General features: G+C 70.0%; 14 protein-coding genes and 1 pseudogene. 5 read left to right on the plus strand and 10 right to left on the minus strand.

Going from position 1 to position 18,768, the window contains the following annotated elements; translation table 11 throughout:
• Nucleotides 1-25: 25 nt before the first annotated feature.
• From STRIP9103_RS32415 to STRIP9103_RS32425, 3 genes are all read right to left on the minus strand, one after another.
• Nucleotides 26-1,495 (minus strand): cation:dicarboxylate symporter family transporter, encoded by a 1,470-nt coding sequence (locus STRIP9103_RS32415; RefSeq protein WP_009327518.1) that lies wholly within the window; start codon nt 1,493-1,495, stop codon nt 26-28.
• Between the two features lie 146 nt (nt 1,496-1,641).
• Nucleotides 1,642-3,273 carry a peptide-N4-asparagine amidase gene (locus tag STRIP9103_RS32420; protein WP_009327513.1) on the minus strand — a complete coding sequence of 544 codons (1,632 nt, stop codon included), beginning with the start codon at nt 3,271-3,273 and terminating at the stop codon, nt 1,642-1,644.
• Between the two features lie 78 nt (nt 3,274-3,351).
• The gene (locus STRIP9103_RS32425; protein WP_009327521.1) at nt 3,352-4,125 is read right to left on the minus strand and encodes a L,D-transpeptidase family protein; all 774 of its coding nucleotides are present in this window, start codon (nt 4,123-4,125) and stop codon (nt 3,352-3,354) included.
• 266 nt (nt 4,126-4,391) lie between these two features.
• Here STRIP9103_RS32425 and STRIP9103_RS32430 point away from each other — a divergent pair, with 266 nt between their 5' ends.
• From STRIP9103_RS32430 to STRIP9103_RS32440, 3 genes are all read left to right on the plus strand, one after another.
• Nucleotides 4,392-6,257 carry an ABC transporter transmembrane domain-containing protein gene (locus STRIP9103_RS32430; protein WP_009327511.1) on the plus strand — a complete coding sequence of 622 codons (1,866 nt, stop codon included), beginning with the start codon at nt 4,392-4,394 and terminating at the stop codon, nt 6,255-6,257.
• A complete protein-coding gene (locus tag STRIP9103_RS32435; protein ID WP_009327515.1) occupies nt 6,254-8,071 on the plus strand; it encodes an ABC transporter ATP-binding protein in 1,818 nt (605 codons plus the stop codon). Before STRIP9103_RS32430 ends, STRIP9103_RS32435 begins: the two co-directional genes overlap by 4 nt.
• Nucleotides 8,072-8,554: 483 nt before the next feature.
• Nucleotides 8,555-9,025, plus strand: coding sequence for a DUF5709 domain-containing protein (locus tag STRIP9103_RS32440; protein ID WP_009327512.1), 471 nt, complete (start codon nt 8,555-8,557; stop codon nt 9,023-9,025).
• Between the two features lie 86 nt (nt 9,026-9,111).
• On the opposite strand, the pseudogene STRIP9103_RS32445 reads toward STRIP9103_RS32440, so the two are convergent.
• Nucleotides 9,112-9,903, minus strand: a pseudogene (locus STRIP9103_RS32445) (metal-dependent hydrolase).
• A gap of 166 nt (nt 9,904-10,069) precedes the next feature.
• Here STRIP9103_RS32445 and STRIP9103_RS32450 point away from each other — a divergent pair.
• Nucleotides 10,070-12,583, plus strand: a complete 2,514-nt coding sequence (locus tag STRIP9103_RS32450) for a DEAD/DEAH box helicase (protein ID WP_009327519.1) — start codon at nt 10,070-10,072, stop codon at nt 12,581-12,583.
• A 19-nt stretch (nt 12,584-12,602) separates the two neighbouring features.
• The gene (locus STRIP9103_RS32455) at nt 12,603-13,478 is read left to right on the plus strand and encodes an acyl-CoA thioesterase (protein WP_009327516.1); all 876 of its coding nucleotides are present in this window, start codon (nt 12,603-12,605) and stop codon (nt 13,476-13,478) included.
• A gap of 51 nt (nt 13,479-13,529) precedes the next feature.
• On the opposite strand, the gene STRIP9103_RS32460 is transcribed toward STRIP9103_RS32455, so the two are convergent.
• From STRIP9103_RS32460 to STRIP9103_RS32485, 6 genes are all read right to left on the minus strand, one after another.
• On the minus strand, nt 13,530-14,501 hold the full coding sequence (locus STRIP9103_RS32460) for a DUF6397 family protein (protein ID WP_009327520.1): 972 nt from the start codon (nt 14,499-14,501) through the stop codon (nt 13,530-13,532).
• 128 nt (nt 14,502-14,629) lie between these two features.
• A complete protein-coding gene (locus STRIP9103_RS32465; RefSeq protein WP_009327510.1) occupies nt 14,630-15,043 on the minus strand; it encodes a roadblock/LC7 domain-containing protein in 414 nt (137 codons plus the stop codon).
• Nucleotides 15,044-15,405: 362 nt separating this feature from the next.
• Entirely contained in the window at nt 15,406-16,011 is a 606-nt protein-coding gene (locus tag STRIP9103_RS32470) for a GTP-binding protein (RefSeq protein WP_009327522.1), read from the minus strand.
• Between the two features lie 211 nt (nt 16,012-16,222).
• Nucleotides 16,223-16,639, minus strand: a complete 417-nt coding sequence (locus STRIP9103_RS32475) for a DUF742 domain-containing protein (RefSeq protein WP_048821388.1) — start codon at nt 16,637-16,639, stop codon at nt 16,223-16,225.
• Nucleotides 16,640-16,659: 20 nt separating this feature from the next.
• On the minus strand, nt 16,660-17,097 hold the full coding sequence (locus STRIP9103_RS32480; protein ID WP_009327514.1) for a roadblock/LC7 domain-containing protein: 438 nt from the start codon (nt 17,095-17,097) through the stop codon (nt 16,660-16,662).
• On the minus strand, nt 17,094-18,768 hold a 1,675-nt coding region (locus STRIP9103_RS32485; RefSeq protein WP_009327517.1), incomplete at its 5' end, for an ATP-binding protein. The genes STRIP9103_RS32480 and STRIP9103_RS32485, both read right to left, overlap by 4 nt.

The raw sequence follows: 18,768 nt of genomic DNA on the forward strand, positions 1-18,768 counted from the left end.
CCTCTCGTTCAGCGGGGTACTACGGTCAACCGACCTCGGGAGCGGGCTCCTTGGACTCGGTCTCGGCCTGAGCAGGCTCCTTGGACTCGGTCTTGGCCTGAGCGGGGACCGCGACCTTGTCGGTGTTCACGGGGTCGGCGGCGTCGGCAGCGCCCTCCGGGGCCTTGCCGGGCTCGCCCCTTTCCTCGTCCTCCTCCACGAACTGCAGTTCCCCGTCGAGCATCTTCTTGGCCCGATCGGTGTCCAGCACGCCCTCCCACTTGGAGACCGCGAAGACGGCGACGCAGTTGCCGAGGAGGTTGGTGGCGACGCGCATCGAGTCCATGATGCGGTCGACGCCGAGGAGGAGGGCGACGGCGCCGGCCGGGATGGCGCCGAGCGCGGAGGCGGTCGCCGACAGGGCGAGGAAGGCCGAACCGGGGATACCGGCCATGCCCTTGCTGGTCAGCATGAGCACCAGGATCACGGTGATCTGCTGGCTGAGGCTGAGGTCGACGCCGACGGCCTGGGCGATGAACAGGGTGCCGATGGAGAGGTAGATGGACGCGCCGTCGAGGTTGAAGGAGTAGCCGGTGGGCAGCACCAGACCCACGGCGTCGTCACGGGCGCCGGCCTGACGCAGCTTCTGCATCATGCGGGGCATGACGCTCTCGCTGGAGGCGGTCCCGAGCGCGAGCAGCATCTCCTCGCGGGTGTAGCGGACGAACTTCCACAGGCTCAGCCCGGTCACCAGCTTCAGCGCGACGCCGAGCAGGACGAGGAAGGCGGCGGCGACGGCGTAGCAGAGGATGATGAGCTTGCCGTAGGTCTTCATGACGCCCAGGCCGTACTCACCGACCAGGTGGACCATCGCGCCGAACACGGCGAGCGGGGCCAGCTTCATGACGAAGCCGACGATCGCGAAGATGACCTCCTGGGCCTGCTCGATGGCGGGCAGGATCTTGGGCACCTTGGTGTGGCCGAGGTGCAGCAGCGCGGCGCCGGTGAGGCAGGCCAGCACCAGCACCTGGAGCAGCGAGTTCTCGGCGAACGCGCCGATCGCGCTGGTCGGCAGCGCGTTCAGGATGAACTCGCTGGTAGACGGCAGCGCACCACCGGCGGTCTTGGCGTCGACGGCCGAGGTGTCGAGCTTCGACGGGTCGACGTTCATGCCCGAGCCGGGACTGAAGACGTTGGCGCCGATCAGACCGATGAGCAGCGCGGCCGTCGAGGCGACCTCGAACCAGATCAGGGCCTTGAGCCCGATCCGGCCGAACGCCTTCAGATTCCCGGCCTTGGCGATGCCGACGACGACCACGCAGAAGACGAGCGGTGAGATGACCGTCTTGATGAGACGGATGAAACCGTCGCCGAGCGGCTGGAAGGTCGTGGCCGTGTCGGGCCACAACCTTCCGACGACGATTCCGAGCACAAGCGCGACACCGACTTGTGCGAACAGTGAGGTACGCAGCATGCGTGCGACGCGTCGCGGCAGGGACGGTACGGACTGCGGCACGGGCACTCCTCCGGAGCGGACTTTCTGGCATGCGGAAAAGTATTTCCGCGCCGATCACTATCGGGGAGTTGTCGCTCGCGGGGAAGACCGCCGTGTTTCCCGGCATGTAAATCATCGAACTGTTGTCACAGCGCACGCACAGCGACTCAACAGCTCCGACGATCCTCCGTCAGCACTCCCTGTGCCGTGACCAACGAACGGTCGTAGCACCCGCCCGATCCGTACAGCCGGTAGCGCTCACTCGTCGTCCCCACCGCATGCCGCTGGTCACGCGGCACGAACGCCGTGTACGTGGCATCGCCCGTGTAGGTGTCGTCGAGCCGGGACCACGCGACACGCCGACCGCCGTACGTCTCACTGACCGTCGACCGGTCACCGAGCGTCAGTACGGTGCGCAGCCGGTCGCCCGCGCCGAGCGTCGTCGTGCCGTCCATCGTGTACGACCGCTGGGTGCGCGTCGTCCTGGCCAGTCCGCGCCCGTCGACGGTGACCGTCTCGTCGTCGCCCCATGTCGCCTTCAGGGCATCGGGGCTCTCGCCGTCCGACCAGGTGTGCACGGAGGTGTCGATGAGGCTCCGGCGGACGGTGGTCGTCACCCGGCCGTGCGAGGTGTCGACGTATCCGGACACCGTCAACCGGTGACTTCCCTCGGTGTCGAGGCGGTGCTCCGTACCCGGTGTGTACGTGGAGGAGTTGGCGAGATCGCCCGCCCGGACCCTGGTGAGGGCGCCGGTGACGTGCTCGCTCTTCTCGTCCTGCCAGACGAGGACGTTGACCGGGGTGCTCCAGCCCGCCTGCCCCTCGGGCACGCCGACGACCGAGACCTCGACCCGGTGCGGACGGCCGTCGTTGAGCAGCCCCGCGAAGGGGGTGAGGTCGTAGCGGATGGGCTGGACGTCGAAGGCGCGGGGCCCGGGGATCACGTACCAGAGGAAGGGGTTGGACCAGCCGCCGGTCCACACGGTCGGGAACGGCGCGGCGATTCCGGCCAGTTGTCCGTCGATCTCCATCTGCACCTCGCGGTACGGCCCGTCGTCCGCCTTGCAGGAGTACGGCGCCGCCTCGAGCACCGTCATGTACCAGTACTCCTCGCAGCCGCCGCCCGAGCCGGTGGCGTACACCTCGGCGACGACGCGTTCGCTGTTGCGCGGGGTGGTGAGCGTGGTGCCGTCCCGGAGGGTGAGGACGCGGTCGGGGACGGTCCTGGCGGTCTCCGCCGTGGGCCTGCCCGCGTAGAAGGTGAGCGTGACCTTGACGTCGAGGACGCCGGTGTAGGTGTCGTCGACGACGTTGCCGATGAGCATCTCCACGGGCTGGGTGCCGCGCAGGGTGTCGCTGTAGCGCGTGACGTCCTTCTCCACCGACCACTCGATGCCGTCGGGAGAGGGCTGGGGCGTCGACGTACGGAAGACCTCGACACCACCGATGTGGAGGTAACCGAGGCGGTCGTACTGCCGCCCCTTCACCTTGCCGTCGAGACGCAGGACGACCTTGCTCCAGCTCTTCCCGCAGTCACCCGGGGGCGCGTAAGTCCCCTTGTACGGCGTGAAGTCCTTGAACTGCGCCTCGGCGACCGTCACTTCGCAGGACTTGGCGTTCTCCGGCCTGGTCACGGGCGGGGCGGCGGTGATCGGGTCGTGCCAGTCGGTGCCGAACTCGGCGGGCACGTCGGCGGATCGAGTGGTGATGTCGGCGGATTGGGCGGGGGTGGCCCCGAGGAGGGTGCTCGCCAGGAGGGTCGCTCCGGTGAGCATGGACATGATGATCCGGGTTCTCATGGGCGGAGTTCTACGGGGAGTCGGCGCTCCCCGCAATGACGCCTCCAGCCACTTCGGTGACCGGAGGCATCCGGCGTCTCAGGCCTTCAACTCCGCCTTGTCCCCCATCACGATCACCGGGTGCTTCGCCGGATCCAGGGTGTGCAGCAGGTACTCCATGCCCGACTTGGACAGGCTCACGCAGGCCGAGGTGCCGCTGCCGTGGTCCATGTGCAGCCAGATGCTGCCGCCCTTGGACTGGCCCTCGGGGCGCGTCGGGTCGATCGGCGTGGTGCCCTTGACGCGGTTGTAGTCGATGGCGATGACGTAGTCGAAGTCGTGCCAGTGCGACTTGGCCCAGTAGTGCGGGGCCTGGAACGACGCCGACTGGCTGTACGGGAGCTTCGCGCCCGGGTCGGCGAGGACGCCACCCGCGTCGCTGAGCGTGAACACACCGACCGGGCTGCGCTTGTCGCCCTCCCGGTGGTCCGTCGTCCAGCCCTTCTTGCCGTTGTGGCCCTGCCAGGTGCGGGTCTTCTCCCAGGCGGTACCGCTCTTCGTGTACAGGACGATCGTCGAGTCGGCGTCGTCCTTCCCCTCGCCGTAGACGGCCACGACCTGGCGGGATTCGGCGGGAATCCGCTTCTGGAGGCGGTCACCGACGTCCGGGATACGGGTCGGGTCGACGCTCTGTGCCTCGGCGCGCTTCGCCTTGTCGCCGGAGGCCGTGTCGGCCTTGGCCGCGTTGCCCGTGCCGCCCGAACCACCGCACGCGGCCAGGGACATCACCAGGGCGCCGCAGACCAGCGCGGGAACCCGGGTTCGCCGCAGACCCCTCGCGCCCCTCGCCCCGATCGCGTCGCCCGTCCCCATCGTGTCGCTCGCACCGCCGATTCGTCCGCGCCTCGTACCGCCTATTCGCATCGGTCCATCCTCGCACCGCGCCCCGGAGGAACGCGTCCGTCACCCTCGCCACGGGGCGTCCTACGGGCGGTCCAGGCCGAAACTTTGCCCGGCGCCGGAAAACCGTTTGCCTCCGACCACGCTGTGACGCGAACCTTTCACGGCCGCCCTCTGGGCTTCGCTGCCCTTTTTACGCACTTTCTCCCCCCTCCCCTGACACGAGCCACTGGGACGTCATGCAGATTCAAGACCTTCCGTATCAAGACCCAGGTGTGCCGGACGCGCGCTCGGGTCCCAGATTCCTGTGGTGGCTCGGCCGGAATCAGCTGGGCGGGCAGTTCAAGGCGCTGGCGTGGGGGCTGTTGCACTTCACGTCCGTGGCCGGGCTGCCGTTCTGCGTCGGCTTCGCCATCCAGGCCGTCGTCGACCGCTCCGGCTCCCGGCTCGCCCTCGCGGGCGTGCTGCTGGTGCTGTGCGGTTTCACCATCGCGTTGGGCGACACCTTCCTGCACCGGTCGGCGGTCACCAACTGGATCACCGCCGCCGCCCGCGTCCAGCAGCTGCTGGCCCGCAAGACGGCCCAGCTCGGCTCCGCGCTGACGCGACGCGTGGCCGCCGGTGAGGTCGTCGCCGTGTCCACGGGCGACGTCGAGAAGATCGGCTGGTTCGTGGAAGCCGTCTCCCGGTTCACCGCGGCGGCGCTCACCGTGGTCCTGGTCTGCGTGGGACTGGTCCTCTACCAGCCCGCGCTCGGCATCGTCGTCGCCATCGGCGTGCCCGTCCTCGCGCTCGCCGCCCTGCCGCTGCTGCCCCGCGCGACCAGGCGCGCCGACTTCCAGCGCGAGAAGGCGGGCCGCGCCACCGAACTGGCCTCCGACACCGTCGCCGGTCTGCGGGTCCTGCGCGGCATCGGCGGTGAGGACCTCTTCCTGGACCGCTACCGCCGCGCCTCGCAGGAGGTCCGGCACGCCGCCGTCCGCAGCGCCCGTATGTGGGCCCTGATCTCCGGCATCCAGGTGCTGATGCCCGGGCTGCTGATGATCGCGGTCGTCTGGTACGGCGTCGGACTCGCCCGCGAGGGCCGGATCACCGTCGGCGAACTGGTCACCGTGTACAGCGCGGTCATGCTGCTGGCGTATCCGCTCAGGCACTTCGAGGAGATCGCCATGGCGTACTCCTTCTCCCGCCCCTCCGCCAAACGGGCGGCCGGGGTGCTGTCCCTGGAACGGGCGACGGACACCGACGGTGTACGTGAGGGCGTCGTCCCCTCCGGTGACCTGTACGACCCGGAGACCGGGCTGCTCGTGCCCACCGGGTGTCTCACCGCGGTGGTGTGCGGCGACCCCGACGCGGCCGGACGGCTCGCGGAACGGCTGGGCGGCCACGCCTCCGAGGAGGGCACGTCCGTCCTTCTGGACGGCGTACCGCTCGACGAACTGCCGCTCGACTCGGCCCGCGCCGCCGTCCTCGTCCAGGACAAGGACCCGGTGCTGCTCTCCGGCACCCTGCGCGAACTCCTCGACGTACCCGCCTCCGGCGAGGTCACCGCCGAGGAGGCACTGGCCGCCGCACAGTGCGGTGATGTGCTGGAGGCGCTGGCACAGGGTTCGCTGGGCGCCGAGGATCCGATGGACGCGCGGATCACCGAGCGCGGCCGGTCCCTGTCCGGCGGCCAGCGCCAGCGGCTCGCCCTCGCCCGCTCCCTGATCACCGACCCGGGGGTCCTGGTCCTGGACGAGCCGACGTCCGCCGTCGACTCGCACACCGAGGCCAGGATCGCCGACGGCGTCCGGTCACTGCGGGCCGGCCGTACGACGGTCGTGTTCACCTCCTCACCGCTCCTGCTGGACCTCGCCGAACGGGTCGTGCTGGTGCACGACGGCGAGGTCGCGGCGGTCGGCGTGCACCGCGAACTGGTGCACAAGGAGCCGCGATACCGGGCCGTCGTCACCCGCGAGACCGACGACGAGGCCGCCACGGCTGTGTCGGAGACCGAAGGTGCCTCGGGCACAGGGGGTTCCCTGAACGCCATGCCGAGCGGCCGGAAGTCCACCCTCAGCGATGTGCTGGACAAACTGGAAGAAATCGAGGAGACCGCATGATCGGCGTGGCGCCACCGGCGTACGACCCGGCCGCTCCGACCACGGCGAACACCCTGCCCGTCGGCGCCCCCGCGACCGTACGCGCCTACGTGGCCGAACTGTTCCGCCGTCACCGCCGGGCCTTCGGCCTGCTCATCACGGTCAACACGGTCGCCGTGGTGTCCTCGATGGCCGGACCCTACCTCCTGGGCGGACTCGTCGAGCGGGTCTCGGACGGCGCCCGCGAACTCCATCTGGAGCTCACGGCCGCAGTCTTCGTCGCCGCCCTCGTCGTCCAGGCCGTGTTCGTACGAGAGGTCCGGCTGCGCGGTGCCATGCTCGGCGAGCGGATGCTGGCCGATCTGCGCGAGGACTTCCTCGTACGGTCGGTCGGCCTGCCGCCGGGCGTCCTGGAGCGGGCCGGAACGGGTGACCTGCTGTCCCGGATCACCACGGACATCGACCGTCTCGCCAACGCGATGCGCGAGGCCGTACCGCAGCTGGCGATCGGTGTGGTGTGGGTGTGCCTGCTGCTCGGCGGACTCGCCGTGACGGCGCCCCCGCTGGCGCTCGCCGTACTGCTGGCCGTACCGCTGCTCGCGGTGGGCTGCCGCTGGTATTTCAAGCGGGCGCCGTCGGCCTACCGCTCGGAGTCCGCCGGGTACGCCGCCGTCGCGGCCGTGCTCGCGGAGACCGTGGACGCCGGACGCACCGTCGAGGCCCACCGCCTCGGCACCCGCCGCATCGAACTGTCGAACAAGCGCATCCGGGAGTGGACCGCCTGGGAGCGGTACACCATGTGGCTGCGCTCGGTGCTCTTCCCGGTGATCAACTTCACGCACACCATGGTCCTCGGCTCGGTCCTGATCATCGGCGGCGTGTTCGTCCTGCGGGGCTGGATCGACCTCGGCCAGCTGACCACGGGCGCGCTCATCGCCCAGATGCTCGTCGACCCGATCAATCTGATCCTGCGCTGGTACGACGAGCTCCAGATCGCCGAGGTGTCGCTGGCCCGGCTCGTCGGGGTCCGCGACATCGAACCGGACGCGGGCGACCCCGCCGTGGCCCCCGACGGGCGCCATGTACACGCCGACCAGGTGCACTTCGGGTACCGCGCCGGCGTCGACGTGCTGCGCAAGGTGTCCCTGGAGGTCGCCCCCGGCACCCGCCTGGCCCTCGTCGGCCCGTCCGGCGCCGGCAAGTCGACCCTGGGCCGACTGCTCGCCGGGATCTACGCACCCCGCGACGGCCGGATCACCCTCGGCGGCGCCGAGCTGTCCCGGATGCCCGCCGAGGACGTCCGCTCCCATGTGGCCCTCGTCAACCAGGAGCACCACGTCTTCGTGGGCTCCCTGCGCGACAACCTCCTCCTCGCCCTCCCCCACTCTCGGCTTCGCTCGAGCGGGGGGACCCCCATCGGTGCCGAGGACGCCGAGCTGTGGGCGGCGCTCGGCGCGGTCGACGCCGACACCTGGGCCCGGGCTCTGGACGACGGCCTGGACACCGAGGTCGGCTCCGGCGGGCTGGCGCTCACCCCGGCACAGGCGCAGCAGATCGCACTGGCCCGACTGGTCCTCGCCGACCCGCACACCCTGGTCCTGGACGAGGCGACCTCGCTCCTCGACCCACGCGCGGCCCGGCATCTGGAACGCTCCCTCGCCCGTGTCCTCGACGGCCGCACCGTCGTCGCCATCGCCCACCGGCTGCACACCGCCCACGACGCGGACGTCATCGCCGTCGTCGAGAACGGCCGCATCAGTGAGCTCGGCAGCCACGACCAGCTCGTCGAGGCGGACGGCGCGTACGCCGCGCTGTGGAGGTCGTGGCACGGCTGACCCACATAGGACGGCCGACCCGCGTGGGAGCGCCGCCCCGCAGGGAATCACTGACCCGCATGGGGCCACCGCTGTCCAGTCGGCGATGGCCCCCGCCGGGGCCCGCCTGTGCCCGGCCATGGCCGGCGGTGAGGCGAGGCGGCCGATGCCCCGCAGCCGGGTCGGGGTCGACCCGGGCACGGACGACAGACGGGGCGGGGGCGACCCGGACCTGCGCCAAGGGCGGGGCTGGGTCGATCCCGTCTCAGACGGCAGGCGGGCCGTGGTCGCCCCCGGCTCGGAGGGCCGACGCAGACGATCCGCGGCGGCGGCTCCCCTGCCGTTGCATTGTTGCCAACGCGAGTGGAAGGCTGGTGGTGAGCACTGATTCGGGGGACGCCCGTGAACCGCCCGGTTCGCGGGGTTCGGGCCGCCGCCCAGCGGTCCGCGCGCCCACCGTCGTCCAGCGGTGGCACCGGGCCCGTCCCACCACTGGAGGTACCCGTGGACACAGCCGGCGGATGGGGAGACGACGTCTACCAGCCTGACGGATCCGAGATCCAGGACGACGCCGGACTGCTGGACGCTGAGGACACCCTGGTCGCCGATGGCGTCGCCGACCCGCTCGACCGGGGCTGGTCGCCACCGGAGCGTCCCTGGGCGGTGGAGCACACCGGGGTGACCGCCGAGGAGCGCCTGCGGGGCGAGACCCTGGACCAGCGGCTCGCCGAGGAACTTCCGGACGTCACGTACCCCGACGGCGACGGCATCGGCGACGCCCAGGACACCGATGGGGAGCCCTTGGACAACGAGGTGGGAAACTTCCGCTCCGGCCGCCTCGTCGCCCCCGATGAGGGCGCCCACGAGGACGAGGAGAGTCGGCTGATCGCCACCGACGTGGGCATCGACGGCGCCGCCGCCTCGGCGGAGGAGGCCGCGATGCACATCGTCGACGAGGACTCGCTGCCGAGCTGAGCCCGTCCAGGACGGCGGCCTCACCCCGTCGGCCCCGGTGCGGCCCTGTCCCGGGCGTGGCGGCAGGCCCCGTGTCGAGAGCGGCGTCAGATGACGTTCAGCGCAGCCGCGGCACCCACGCCGCCCAGCACCATGAACACCGGCATGAGCACCCTCAGCTCGACCCAGCTGCCGGCCCGGAACCGCATCGCCTTCGGCGGGCCCACCGGGTACCAGCGCTTGCGGCCCACGGGTATCGGCCACAGGATCGGGCAGCCCGACACGGTCAGCGCGTCCCCGATGTCGTGCACCAGCGCGCCGAGCAGGATCGGCAGCCCGAGCCACAGGTACTCCTGGCCGGGCTCGCTGAACAGCCAGTCCGCCCCGTTGCCCGGCTTGTCCAGGACCCCCGCGATGATCCACGCGCTAGTCGCGGCCAGCAGCCACACCAGCACATCGCTGCTCGAACCTCGGGCCGCCCGCCACAGCAGCCCCTCGATCGCCAGCACCATGTGCACGAACAGAATGGCCAGCACCGCCCAGCGGCCACCCACGATCGCCAGGACGGAGGCGCCGCCGCCGAGCAGCACCGCCCACAGCCAGGTGTGGGTGAGCGTGCGGTGCCCGCCGGAGCGACGCGGGTCGCCCTGCTTCTTCGTCGCCTTGTAGACGGCGTACGACAGCTTGTCGACGATCTCGCACACCCAGCGCGAGACCGGGCCGAAGGACCGGGAGATCGTGGCCGCCTTGTGGTCCAGTCCGGGGCGAGCGCGGCACCCGCGCAGATCAGCGCACCGGCCAGGAGGACCGGGCAGGGCATGGTGTGGCCGGCGGCGGCTGCGCCGCCCCTACCCCGAGCCAGGCCGCGGCCCGGACAGTGAGTGTGCTGGTCCCATCATGGCCGTACCCCGCCCCATTCCCTTTGTGCCGCTGTCCAGTTGCCCTGTGCCGCTGTCCAGGTGTGTGAGTGCGCTGACGTTTTGTCGGCGCCACAGCGTAGCGTTCGCGATCTTCGGTCCCGCATCCGATTCCCCCATCGGGTGCGAGGGCAGGCAAGATGGGAGCGTGACCCTCATCGATCAGCTGCCACGGACCCCCGACCCCGACGCCCTCTACGAAGCCTTCGAGTCGTGGGCCCAGGAACGTGGTCTCACCCTCTACCCGCACCAGGAGGAGGCGCTCATCGAGGTGGTCTCCGGCGCGAACGTGATCGTGTCGACGCCCACCGGCTCCGGCAAGAGCATGATCGCGGCGGGCGCGCACTTCGCCGCCCTCGCCCGGGACGAGGTCACCTTCTACACGGCCCCCATCAAGGCGTTGGTCTCGGAGAAGTTCTTCGAGCTGTGCAAGATCTTCGGCACCGAGAACGTCGGCATGCTCACCGGTGACGCGTCCGTCAACGCCGACGCCCCCGTCATCTGCTGCACCGCCGAGGTATTGGCGTCCATCGCGCTGCGCGACGGCAAGGACGCCGACGTCGGGCAGGTCGTCATGGACGAGTTCCACTTCTACGCGGAGGCGGACCGCGGCTGGGCCTGGCAGATCCCGATCCTGGAACTGCCGCAGGCGCAGTTCATCCTGATGTCGGCGACGCTCGGCGACGTCTCGATGTTCGAGAAGGACCTCACTCGCCGCACCGGCCGCCCCACCGCCGTGGTCCGCTCGGCGACCCGCCCGGTACCGCTGTCGTACGAGTACGTGCTGACGCCGATGACGGAGACACTCACCGAGCTGCTCGCCACCAAGCAGGCGCCTGTCTACATCGTCCACTTCACCCAGGCGCAGGCCGTGGAGCGGGCGCAGGCGCTGATGAGCATCAACATGTGCACGCGGGAGGAGAAGGACCAGATCGCCGAGCTGATCGGCAACTTCCGCTTCACCACCAAGTTCGGCCGCAATCTCTCCCGTTACGTGCGGCACGGCATCGGTGTGCACCACGCCGGCATGCTGCCCAAGTACCGACGCCTGGTGGAGAAGCTGGCCCAGGCCGGTCTGCTGAAGGTCATCTGTGGCACGGACACTCTCGGCGTCGGCGTCAACGTCCCCATCCGCACAGTACTGTTCACCGCCCTGACCAAGTACGACGGCAACCGGGTACGGACGCTGCGCGCCCGTGAGTTCCACCAGATCGCGGGTCGCGCCGGACGCGCGGGCTTCGACACGGCGGGCTACGTGGTGGCGCAGGCTCCCGAGCACGTCATCGAGAACGAGAAGGCGCTCGCCAAGGCGGGCGACGATCCGAAGAAGCGCCGCAAGGTGGTCCGGAAGAAGGCACCCGAGGGGTTCGTCGGCTGGACCGAGAACACCTTCGAGAAGCTCATCGCCTCCGAGCCGGAGCCGCTGACCTCCCGCTTCCGGGTGACCCACACGATGCTGCTGTCGGTGATCGCCCGGCCGGGCAACGCCTTCGAGGCGATGCGGCGGCTGCTGGAGGACAACCACGAGCCGCGCAAACAGCAGCTGCGACACATCCGTCGCGCCATCGCCATCTACCGCTCGCTGCTCGACGGCGGCATCGTCGAGAAGCTCGACCGACCGGACGCCGAGGGTCGCATCGTCCGGCTGACGGTCGATCTGCAGCAGGACTTCGCCCTCAACCAGCCGCTGTCCACGTTCGCGCTGGCCGCGTTCGAGCTGCTGGACCCGGAGTCGCCGTCGTACGCCCTGGACATGGTGTCCGTCGTCGAGTCGACGCTGGACGACCCGCGACAGATCCTCGTCGCCCAGCAGAACAAGGCGCGCGGTGAGGCCGTGGCGGCGATGAAGGCGGACGGCGTCGAGTACGAGGAGCGCATGGAGCGGCTTCAGGACGTCACCTACCCCAAGCCGCTGGAGGAACTGCTCTTCCACGCGTACAACACCTACCGCAAGAGCCATCCCTGGGTCGGTGACCATCCGCTGTCGCCGAAGTCCGTGATCCGGGACATGTACGAACGAGCGCTGTCCTTCACGGAGTTGGTGTCCTTCTACGAGCTGGCCCGCACCGAGGGCATCGTGCTGCGCTACCTGGCCAGCGCCTACAAGGCCCTCGACCACACCGTCCCCGATGATCTGAAGTCGGAGGACCTGGAGGATCTGATCGCCTGGCTCGGCGAGACCGTGCGCCAGGTCGACTCCAGCCTCCTCGACGAGTGGGAGCAGCTCGCCAACCCGGAGGAGATGACCGCCGAGGAGGCCCAGGAGAAGGCCGACCAGGTCAAGCCGGTCACCTCCAACGCGCGCGCCTTCCGGGTCCTCGTCCGCAACGCCATGTTCCGCCGCGTCGAGCTCGCCGCCCTCGATCAGGTGGACGAGTTGGGCGAGATGGACGCCGAGTCCGGCTGGGACGCCGAGCGGTGGGGCGAGGCGATGGACAAGTACTGGGACGAGTACGACGAGCTCGGCACCGGCCCCGACGCCCGCGGCCCTCGGCTGCTGATGATCGAGGAGGAGCCGCAGAACGGTCTGTGGCGGGTCCGGCAGACCTTCGCCGACCCGAACGGCGATCATGACTGGGGCATCAGCGCGGAGATCGACCTCGCGGCCTCGGACGCCGAGGGACGCGCCGTCGTCAAGGTCACCGACGTCGGCCAGCTGTGAGCACAGGAGAGGCCAGCACATGACGACCAACCCCGCCGAGCGGCTCGTCGACCTGCTCGACCTGGAACAGATCGAAGTCAACATCTTCCGCGGTCGCAGCCCGCAGGAGTCCCTGCAACGGGTCTTCGGCGGCCAGGTCGCCGGCCAGGCGCTGGTCGCCGCCGGGCGCACCACCGAGGGCGACCGGCCGGTGCACTCGCTGCACGCGTACTTCCTGCGTCCGGGCCGCCCGGGTGTGCCGATCGTGTACCAGGTCGAGCGGGTGCGCGACGGGCGGTCGTTCACCACTCGTCGGGTCACGGCCGTGCAGCAGGGCCGCACGATCTTCAATCTGACCGCCTCCTTTCATCAGCCTGAGGTGGGGAGCTTCGAGCACCAGCTGCCGCCGGCCCGTGAGGTGCCGGACCCCGAGTCCCTGCCGACCGTGGCGCAGGAGATCACGGAGCATCTGGGCGCGCTCCCGGAGCAGTTGGAGCGCATGGCGCGGCGCCAGCCCTTCGACATCCGGTACGTCGACCGGCTGCGGTGGACCCCCGAGGAGATCGAGAACGCCGAGCCGCGCAGCGTGGTGTGGATGCGGGCCGTGGGTCCCCTGGGCGACGACCCTCTCGTGCATACCTGCGCGTTGACGTACGCCAGCGACATGACCCTCCTGGACGCCGTCCGCATCCCGGTGGAGCCCCTGTGGGGACCGCGAGGCTTCGACATGGCGTCGCTGGACCACGCCATGTGGTTCCACCGGCCGTTCCGCACGGACGAGTGGTTCCTGTACGACCAGGAGTCGCCGATCGCAGTCGGCGGACGCGGGCTGGCCCGTGGCCGCATCTACGACCTGCAGGGCCGTCTGCTCGTCTCGGTCGTCCAGGAAGGCCTGTTCCGCAAGCTGGGCGCCTGACAGATGGCACTCGGCGCCTGGCCCCCGATCGCGCAACGTCCGGTCGATGGATCAGGGGTGTCTGCGCCTGAGCCAGCCGAGCAGGCCGTGTCGCTTATCGGGGCCCGTGGTCGGTGTCGGCCGTCGTTTCGCGGGGCGCCTCGTGTTCTCGGGCAGGTGCGGCGCCGGCGCCTTCCGTCGGGGCCTTGGTGCGAGGCGGTGCGCGCGGGCCTCGGCGAGGGACTGCTGGAGGTCCGCTCGCAGCCACGCGATCTCATCGGGGTCGTCCGCCGTCATGATCCTCGCCGTGAGCTGGGCGGCGGGTGAGTCGGGCGCACCCTGGTCGGGCCGTGCGGGCCGGTGTCGGTTCAAGTAGGCCCGCTCGTAAGGGTCCTGGACGATCTCCGCGACCTGGACCGGATCGAGGAGCGAGGCCGGAGCGGCGGCCCGCGCCCAGGGGTCCTCGGCGTGCCGCAGCAGGAATCCCAGGTGGCGTCCCCGCCAGTTCCTGGGGCGCAGGTCGAGGCCCTCGTACAGTCGATTCCTCAGTTCCTCGGGAATACGGCCCTTCAGCCAAGCGGTGTTGTTCTCGTCGGCCGCGAACTGCCGTACCTCCTCCGCCAGGTACAGCCAGACCACGGCGCGATAGCGGTTCAGATAGAACTTGACCGGTGTGACAAGCCCCAGGCGTGCGACGCGCATGAATCGTGCGGCCGTCACGTCCAGGATCTCGGCGGCGACCCTGGTGCCCACGGTTTCCACCCGTTGTCGCAACGCTTCCGGGAAACCTTCCTCGGCTCGGATCCGGTCGATCTCCGCACGTGCGACGCGACGGCCCCCTCCTCCGTCGTCGAGGACTGTTCGTACGCACCCGAGTTGTACGGCGAGGTCCAACTCTCCGCGTTTCAGCCCCAGTTCCCGTGCGGCGCGGCTTTGGGCGAGAGGGCGGCCCGTCGCCCCTGCCGGTGCCGGGGCGACGGTCGGCGTGGAGGGCGCAACCGGCGTGGTGGACGTGGCGGGTTGCGTGATGGTGTGGCCGGACATGGTGGTTCTCCCCCGTGCGATGTTGTGCCGGCGCTGGTTCGCGCTCGTCTCGGGAAAAACCGTAGCCCGTTCGCCGGAAGTCGTGGCGGGCCTGTGGATAACTTCGCGCACATCATGAAAATCGCAGGTCAGCGGTCCATCGTGGCCGAGTGTTCAGGTTGCCGGGCGTGCACGCCGAGGTGTTCTCCGACACGGTTCACCAGCAGGGTCATCTCGTACGCGATATGACCGATGTCCGCATCCCCGGCGCTGAGTACACACAGACAGCTGCCCGAACCAGCCGCGGTGACGAGGAGCAGCGCGTCGTCGAACTCGATCACCGTCTGCCGTACGTCACCGGCGCCGAAGTGGCGTCCCGAGCCCTTGGCAAGGCTCTGCAGGCCCGATGAGACCGCGGCCAGGTGTTCGGCGTCCTCGCGCCGCAGACCGGTGCTCGCCGCCGTCACCAGTCCGTCGTTGGACAGCACCAGCGCGTGCCGTATGGGTTCCACGCGCTCGGTCAGGTCGTCCAGCAACCAACCGAGGCCCGCGTTCTGCGCCATTGTTCGTACTCCCCGTTTTGTCGTTCCCCCGGCAAAGAGGATCGGACGATTCAGCCTTCCCCACCGCTGCCGCCGGAGCAAGCAGGATGGGGACATGGCAGGGAAGATGACCGACAAGGGTTGGCCGACCTTCGTGTAGCACGCCGCCCGCACCTGCAAGTCGAGCAACCGCTGGCACTGACGAACACTCCCAGTCCCGCTCATCCGGTTCCTGTCGAACACCGACGAGGTGCCGTCCAAGGTCGGCGTGGGCTGTGTCAAGGGAGGGAATCCGGTCAACGATGGCCGGGGCGCGGGTGCTGTGGCCTGTCGGACGGGGATCGCCTGCAACCTCGTACTGCTCGGCGGCCACCGCAGGCTCTTCAGCCCACGGAGTCGAGCAGCCGGGCGGTGTGCATCCGTCCGGCGTACTCGACGAGACGTATCAGCACTTCCTTGCCCGAGTCACGGTCGCGGGCGTCGCAGAGCACCACGGGACTGCCCTGGTCGAGGTCCAGAGCGCGGGACACGTCCTGGGCGCCGTACTCACGGGCTCCCGCGAAGCAGTTGACGGCGACCACGAACGGGATGTGCCGGTGCTCGAAGTAGTCCACCGCCGGGAAGCAGTCCTGCAGTCGCCTCGTGTCCGCGAGGACGACGGCGCCTAATGCTCCCTGTGCCAACTCGTCCCACAGGAACCAGAACCGGTCCTGCCCAGGTGTGCCGAACAGATAGAGCGAGAGCCCGGACCTGATGGTGATGCGGCCGAAGTCCATGGCGACGGTGGTGGTGACTTTGTGGTCCACCCCGTCGGTGTCGTCCACCGCCTGGCCCGCCTCGCTCAGGAGTTCCTCGGTGCGCAGCGGCCTGATCTCGCTGACCGCGCCCACCAAGGTGGTCTTGCCCACGCCGAATCCGCCGGCGACAAGGATCTTCAATGTCAGGGCGCCCGTGTCGCCGTCTGTTGCTTCGGAGTGTTCGGAGGCCATCGATCACTTCTCTCGGGAGTGTCTGTCACGCTCGGCGTCAGTGCATCTGTGCGGAGTGAGCATCATGACAACTGCCGCTCGTCTTTGCGGCGTTGGATCGCTATTTCATGGCATCGACCGTCTTGCGCCCGTTCAGAGCCCGGTTGGACACACAAACCCGTACGGGACGGACCCGTGTAGTTGTTCAACCAAAGCGCCCGCAATCCTTCGATTAAAGCGCCCGCAGTCCTTCGATCACCTCACGAAGAATCCGTTCGTCCGGCAGTTGTGCGGGTGGCACGGGGCGGCTGACGGTGACGTGGCCCAGTTCCAGGAGGTCGCCGAGGAGGACGCGCACGACGCCGAGGGGCAGGTCCGCGCCTGCGGCGAGTTCGGCGACCGACTGGCTCTCGGTACGGCACAGTTCGATGAGCGACCGGTGTTCCGGGCCCAGTGAGGTGTCGTCATGGGCTCCGGGTGCGCCGATGGCGAGGGACACCAGAGCGATCAGGTCGAGGCGCACCCCGCTCGGGCCGGATTTGGTGCGACCGCCCGTCATCGCATAGGGGCGGACGAGCGGTCCGGCCTCGCCGTCGTACCACTGGCTGTCCGGTGGCCGTTGCGGAGTGCCGGCGCTGTCCTCGGTCATGAGCACGGTCCGTCCCCGGTTCATCCGGCGGCGGGTGGGCGTGCGCCCGCGCGGGGCGGTGTGTAGAGGTGCTCGCCGACGCGTTTCACCAGGCGAGCCATCTCGTACCCCACCAGCCCGATGTCGGCGGTGACGGCGGTGAGGACGGCGAGGCAGGAGCCGTCGCCTGCGGCAGCCACGAACAGGAAGCCGTCGTCCATCTCCACCATGGTCTGGCGGACCCCGCCGGCGCCGAAGTGACGGCCCGCTCCCTTGGCCAGGCTGTGGAAGCCGGAGGCGACGGCGGCGAGGTGCTCGGCGTCCTCGCGGGTGAGGTCGGTGGAGGCACCGACGGCGAGCCCGTCGTTGGACAGCACCACGACGTGGCGTACCTCGTGCACACGCAGTACCAAGTCGTCCAGCAGCCAGTCGAGTTCGCCGGACCGTCCGGTGGCCCTGGTGCTCGGGTCCTGGATCATGCGGGGTCTCCTTCGCTGCTGTCGCTGCCCGTGGCGGGGCCATGGGTGACACCTCGGCCGGATACTCTGCCGCCGCCTCGCGCCCAGCCGTCGCGGTAGGCCGTCATGCGGTCCCGTACGAGTTCGGGGGTGCGCTCGTCGTCCCTGAGGGGACTCGCCGCCGGCTCTTGGCGTCCGGTGCTCTGTTCGCGCAACTGGGGCGCGAGGTTCGCCTGCCGTACGCGGCGCGGTAGTTCGTCGGTGTTGTCCAGGTCCTGCGGGAAGTGGTGCGGTCGCAGGGTGGTGACGCCGGGCGGCGGTTCGGGCGGGCCGTCTGCAGTCGTCCCGGGGGCGGAGGGCACGGGGACACCGTCGGCGGTGGTCCCGGCGGCGGAGGCCACGGGAGCCATCAGTACGGGCCGGTCGGCGGACTGCTCGACAGGCTCCTGTTGCGGGGCGGCGGGCACGCGCGCGTACTCGCGTTCCTCGGGCCGCCGCCGGGCTTCGGCAACGGCTTCGGGGGAACGTTCCGTCATGCCGCCGTGCAGCAGGGCGGTGGGGAGGAGCACCACGGCTGTGGTGCCGCCGTACGGCGAGGTCCGCAGATGGACCTTGATGCCGTGACGGGAAGCGAGTCGGCTCACGACGAACAGGCCGAGCCGGTCGCTGTCGAACAGGTCGAGAGCCTCGGACTGCTCGATCCTGCGGTTGGCCTCGGCGAGGGTCTCCTTGCCCATGCCGAGTCCGCGATCCTCGACCTCGACGGCGTATCCATTGCCCACGGGTTCCCCGGTGACCCGCACGCGCGTGTGAGGTGGCGAGAACTGGGCGGCGTTCTCGACGAGTTCGGCGAGAAGGTGGGTGAGGTCGGCGACCGCGGCACCGGCGATCTGTGTCTCCGGGAGTTGTCGTACCTCCACGCGCGCGTAGTCCTCGATTTCGGAGACGGCCGCGCGGACCACGTTCGTCAACGAGACGGGCATGCGCCAGGCGCGGCCGGGGGCGGCTCCGGAGAGGATGATCAGGCTCTCGGCGTGTCGGCGCATACGGGTGGTGAGGTGGTCGAGGCGGAAGAGGTCGCTGAGTTCGTCGGGGTCCTCGGACCTGCGTTCCATGCTGTCGAGCAGGCTCAGTTGGCGGTGGACGAGGACCTGGCTGCGGCGGGCGAGGTTGACGAACACCCCGGAGATTCCGTTGGCCAGTTCGGCGCGCTCGGCCGCCGCGCGGAGGGCGGCCCGGTGCACCGTGCCCAGGGCCTCCGCGACCTGGCCGGTCTCATCCTCGGCGGGTGCTCCGTGCGGGGCCTCGGAGTCGACGTCGATGGTCTCTCCGGCCCGCAGCTTGCGCATGGCCTGAGGCAGTTTGCGGCGGGCGATCTCCAGGGCGTCGTTGCGCAGGCTGACCAGCTCGACGACCAGGCCACGTCCGATGCGTACGGAGATGACGAGCGAGGCGACGACGGCGGCGAGACCGAGGAGCACGGCCGCTCCTGCCGGGGTGAGCAGGGCCCGGGCGAACGGGTCGGCCCGGTCGGCGACATCGCGTCCGGCGTCCGCCTCGACGGCCCGCATGGCGTCCTGCACGCGCGCGTGGGCCGTCCGCCAGGTCGCCTCGGGTACGGCGTCCAGCGCCCTGGCGCCGGGGTGGGCCGCGAGCATCTTGTCCTCGATCGCGCGCAGGTCCGTGTAAGCG

The organism is Streptomyces ipomoeae 91-03 (assembly GCF_000317595.1).
GTDB classification, from domain to species: Bacteria; Actinomycetota; Actinomycetes; order Streptomycetales; family Streptomycetaceae; genus Streptomyces; species Streptomyces ipomoeae.

Excerpts from the sequence above, each read along its gene's own strand:
- STRIP9103_RS32475 (WP_048821388.1), bottom strand. The coding sequence starts at position 16,639 with ATGACCGAGGACAGCGCCGGCACTCCGCAACGGCCACCGGACAGCCAG.
- STRIP9103_RS32455 (WP_009327516.1), top strand. The coding sequence starts at position 12,603 with ATGACGACCAACCCCGCCGAGCGGCTCGTCGACCTGCTCGACCTGGAA.
- STRIP9103_RS32420 (WP_009327513.1), bottom strand. The coding sequence starts at position 3,273 with ATGAGAACCCGGATCATCATGTCCATGCTCACCGGAGCGACCCTCCTG.
- STRIP9103_RS32465 (WP_009327510.1), bottom strand. The coding sequence starts at position 15,043 with ATGGCGCAGAACGCGGGCCTCGGTTGGTTGCTGGACGACCTGACCGAG.
- STRIP9103_RS32470 (WP_009327522.1), bottom strand. The coding sequence starts at position 16,011 with ATGGCCTCCGAACACTCCGAAGCAACAGACGGCGACACGGGCGCCCTG.
- STRIP9103_RS32425 (WP_009327521.1), bottom strand. The coding sequence starts at position 4,125 with ATGGGGACGGGCGACGCGATCGGGGCGAGGGGCGCGAGGGGTCTGCGG.
- STRIP9103_RS32460 (WP_009327520.1), bottom strand. The coding sequence starts at position 14,501 with ATGTCCGGCCACACCATCACGCAACCCGCCACGTCCACCACGCCGGTT.
- STRIP9103_RS32480 (WP_009327514.1), bottom strand. The coding sequence starts at position 17,097 with ATGATCCAGGACCCGAGCACCAGGGCCACCGGACGGTCCGGCGAACTC.
- STRIP9103_RS32430 (WP_009327511.1), top strand. The coding sequence starts at position 4,392 with ATGCAGATTCAAGACCTTCCGTATCAAGACCCAGGTGTGCCGGACGCG.
- STRIP9103_RS32435 (WP_009327515.1), top strand. The coding sequence starts at position 6,254 with ATGATCGGCGTGGCGCCACCGGCGTACGACCCGGCCGCTCCGACCACG.